General features: G+C 54.5%; 4 protein-coding genes. All 4 read left to right on the top strand.

Annotation, left to right across the window (positions count from 1 at the left end):
• Positions 1 to 1,106 (top strand): Fe-S cluster assembly protein SufB (gene sufB / locus ACREAY_RS10625; RefSeq protein ID WP_431755745.1); only part of this gene is annotated, 1,106 nt, incomplete at its 5' end.
• Between the two features lie 24 nt (positions 1,107 to 1,130).
• The gene (locus ACREAY_RS10620; protein ID WP_431755744.1) at positions 1,131 to 2,540 is read left to right on the top strand and encodes a SufB/SufD family protein; all 1,410 of its coding nucleotides are present in this window, start codon (positions 1,131 to 1,133) and stop codon (positions 2,538 to 2,540) included.
• A 6-nt stretch (positions 2,541 to 2,546) separates the two neighbouring features.
• Positions 2,547 to 2,864, top strand: coding sequence for a Rieske (2Fe-2S) protein (locus tag ACREAY_RS10615; RefSeq protein WP_431755743.1), 318 nt, complete (start codon positions 2,547 to 2,549; stop codon positions 2,862 to 2,864).
• Positions 2,865 to 2,871: 7 nt separating this feature from the next.
• Positions 2,872 to 3,611 (top strand): aminotransferase class V-fold PLP-dependent enzyme (locus ACREAY_RS10610; RefSeq protein WP_431755742.1); only part of this gene is annotated, 740 nt, incomplete at its 3' end.

Here is a 3,611-nt window from a genome sequence, read left to right as displayed (position 1 = left end):
CTGTAAGAAATACTTTTGAAAAGCTCGGGATTCCAGAAGCGGAAAGAAAATTCCTCGCAGGCGTCGGCGCGCAGTACGAGTCTGAAGTCGTCTACCACAACCTGCGCGAAGACCTGCAGAAGCAGGGCGTCATCTTTACAGACACTGACAGCGCGGTAAAGGAATACCCAGAGATAGTAAAGAAGCACTTTGGCAAGGTCATCCCGCCAGAGGACAACAAGTTTGCGGCGCTCAACAGCGCAGTGTGGTCCGGCGGCTCGTTCATCTACATCCCGCCAAACGTAAAGGTCGACCTGCCGCTGCAGGCGTATTTCAGGATTAACGCAGAAAACATCGGCCAGTTTGAAAGGACGCTCATCATCGCAGACGAGGGCGCAGACGTCCACTACATCGAGGGCTGCACGGCGCCAGTGTATTCGACAGAGTCGCTCCACTCTGCAGTGGTAGAGCTGATTGCCAAGAAGGGCGCAAGGATCCGCTACACTACCATCCAGAACTGGAGCAAGGACGTCTACAACCTCGTGACCAAGAGGGCGTATGCGTATGAAGGCGCGAAGGTAGAGTGGATAGATGGAAACATTGGAAGCAAGCTGACAATGAAGTATCCGGGAGTCTACATGCTGGGCAAGAATGCGCACGCAGAAATAGTGTCAGTCGCATTTGCAGGATCTGGGATGCACCAGGACGCAGGAGCCAAGGTCGTACACCTGGCTCCAAACACGACTTCCAGGGTCACGAGCAAATCCGTCAGCAAGGACTCTGGTCGCACAACATACAGGGGCCTGCTGCACGTGGCCAAGGGCGCGACCGGCGTGAAATCAAACGTCAGGTGCGACGCGCTGTTGCTAGACGAGCAATCGAGGACCGACACGTATCCGTACATAGAGGTCAACGAAGACGACGCGACCATCACCCACGAGGCCACTGTTGGCAAGATAGGAGAGGACCAGATATTCTACCTCATGAGCAGGGGATATTCCGAGTCCGACGCGCTGTCGCTGATAGTAGGCGGGTTCATGGACCCGTTCACAAAAGAGCTGCCAATGGAATATGCCGTAGAGCTTACCCGGCTCATCAAGATGGAGATGGAAGGCTCGGTCGGCTAGGCCTTTTATTTTTTGGTGAAAGAAATGGCAACCACGCTCGCAGGGATCGACGCATCTAACGTAGACACTATAGCGGCAGGCGAGCCGGAGTGGCTCTCCAAGAGCCGCAGGGACGCGCTGACAAAATACCTCTCGTTGCCGGCCGAAGTCTCGCCCCTTTATTCAAAATATTCAGACACCAACAGGATAAAGCCCCAGAACGTGCATCTGTCGCTTGCGCCGGCAAAGCAAAATGTGAGCAGCGACCTTGCCAAGAGGCTTGAAGAGCTGGAAAAAGAGACAGGCATCATGCAGATAGGTGCAGAGATAAGCAGGGTGTTTGTCAAGGACAGCGTAGCCAAGCTGGGCGTCATCGTCACCGGCATAAAGGATGCAATAGCCAAGCACGGCGACCTTGTCAGGGCGCACATGGAGGCAAACCCGCTCGACTACCAGGAAGACAGGTACATGGCATTTGAAGCGGCAGCGTTCCAGTCAGGCATATTCATACACATCCCAAGGAACGTGGTGGTCGAGGATCCTATAAGGATAATAACGTCGCTTGCAGATGACGGCACTTCTCTCGTTTCAAGGAACATCTTTGTAGCAGAGGAGGGGTCCAAGGCGACCATCGTGCAGGAACTTTATGCGCCCGGCGCGGGCAGCGAGACGCAGCAGGGATACTTTGAGCTCATTGAAACATCTGTAAAACCGAACGCGCACCTTGAAGCGGTGACCCTGCAGGCGATGGGCATGGATACCGTGGCAGTTTCAAACAGGAAAGCGTTTGTAGAAAGGGACGCCAAGATGTCGTGGTACGTCGGCATGTTTGGCAGCATGCTGTCGAGGTACAGGACCGACAGCATAATGAAGGGCGCCGGTGCGCTGGGAGAAGACACCGAGATAGTGTTTGGCATCAACAACCAGTCCTTTGACGTCACGTCAAACCTCATACACAACGGCCAGTACTCGCGGGGGAAGGTCCAGGTCAAGTCGGTGATGAAGGACACTTCAAAATCATTGTTCAAGGGAATGATCAAGATTGGCAAGGACGGCAAGGGGACAGAGTCGTACCTTTCAGGCCATGCAATCCTGCTTGACAAGGGCGCCAAGTCGGATTCCATCCCGGGCCTCGAGATCCTGACAAACGAGGTCAGGGCGACCCACGCGGCGTCAGTCGCGCAGATGGACGAGGGCCAGATCTATTACCTCATGACGAGGGGGTTGAACAGGGAAGGCGCCAAGCGCGAGATAGTCTCGGGATTTCTGGAACCGCTGTCAAGAAAGATGGGCCCCACCATCAGGGCATGGGTCAACTACCTGATCGAGAACAAGTGGCAGGGCAACGAGCTGATGCTCAGGACCGACGAGGCGATGGAGCAGATACTGGAAGTTGAAAAGTCCCGCTACAGAGAAACGCAGGACATTTTCGAAAAGCACTACAAGTACAGGTAGCCCGACATGGAAGAGTGGGTGCGCGTCTGCGGCGAAAAGTCGCTCTCTAATGGCGAGATGATCGAGTTTGACTGCGCGGGCATAAAGATCATGGTCGCAAAGGCGGCCGGCCAGCTGTACGCGGTTGACAGGATATGCACCCACGCCTACGCCGACCTGACGACTGGGTTCATGAACGAGGACGCGTGCACCGTCACGTGCCCGCTGCACCTTTCGGCCTTTAAACTGTCAGACGGCACGCCGCAGAACCCTCCAGCAACTGCCGCGCTAAAGACTTACAAGGTTAAAATACAGGACGAGGGAATTTACATCAAGTTAGATTAACGCCATGATGCAAAAGAGCGCCCTGAACGTCAAAAAAATTCGCCAGGACTTTCCCATACTGAAGCGGAAGGTGATGGGCGGCAAGCAGCTCGTCTACCTTGACAACGCTGCGACGACGCAAAAGCCGCTCGCAGTCATCAACGCCATCAGCGACTATTACTCCAACTATAATTCCAACATCCACAGGGCGGTGCACCAGATGGCAGAAGAGGCCACCATAGCGTACGAGGAGACAAGGCAAAAGATTGCCAAGTTCATCAACGCGCGTCACACCGACGAGATAATATTCACCCGCAACACCACCGAGGCGATAAACCTGGTGTCGTATTCGTGGGGCAGGGCCAACGTGAGCAGGGGCGACAAGATAGTCATATCGGAAATCGAACACCACAGCAACATCGTGCCTTGGCAGATACTGACGCAGGAAAAAGGCGCGAAACTGGAATACATCGGCGTCGACGATTCTGGATATCTAAAGATGCAAGAGTACGAGAAATACCTCGCAAGCAAAAAGGTAAAGCTGGTCTCGGTGTCTCAGATGTCAAACGTGCTAGGGACGATTGTGCCGATTGAAAAGATGATAAAGATGTCGCACGAGAAAGGCATCCCGGTGCTCGTGGACGGCGCGCAGTCGGTGCCCCACATGCCGGTCGACGTGCAAAAGATGGACTGCGACTTTATGGCGTTTTCGGCGCACAAGATGCTCGGCCCGACGGGCGTCGGCGTGCTTTATGTAAAGCGCGAAAT

The sequence above is a fragment of the Nitrososphaera sp. genome (assembly GCF_050748925.1).
Taxonomy (GTDB): Archaea; Thermoproteota; Nitrososphaeria; order Nitrososphaerales; family Nitrososphaeraceae; genus Nitrososphaera.
The sequence above is the reverse complement of the archived record's forward strand: the minus strand, read 5'-3'. Positions and strand labels throughout refer to the sequence as shown.

Coding starts and splice junctions, on each gene's coding strand:
- ACREAY_RS10615 (WP_431755743.1), top strand. CDS start 2,547: ATGGAAGAGTGGGTGCGCGTCTGCGGCGAAAAGTCGCTCTCTAATGGC.
- ACREAY_RS10620 (WP_431755744.1), top strand. CDS start 1,131: ATGGCAACCACGCTCGCAGGGATCGACGCATCTAACGTAGACACTATA.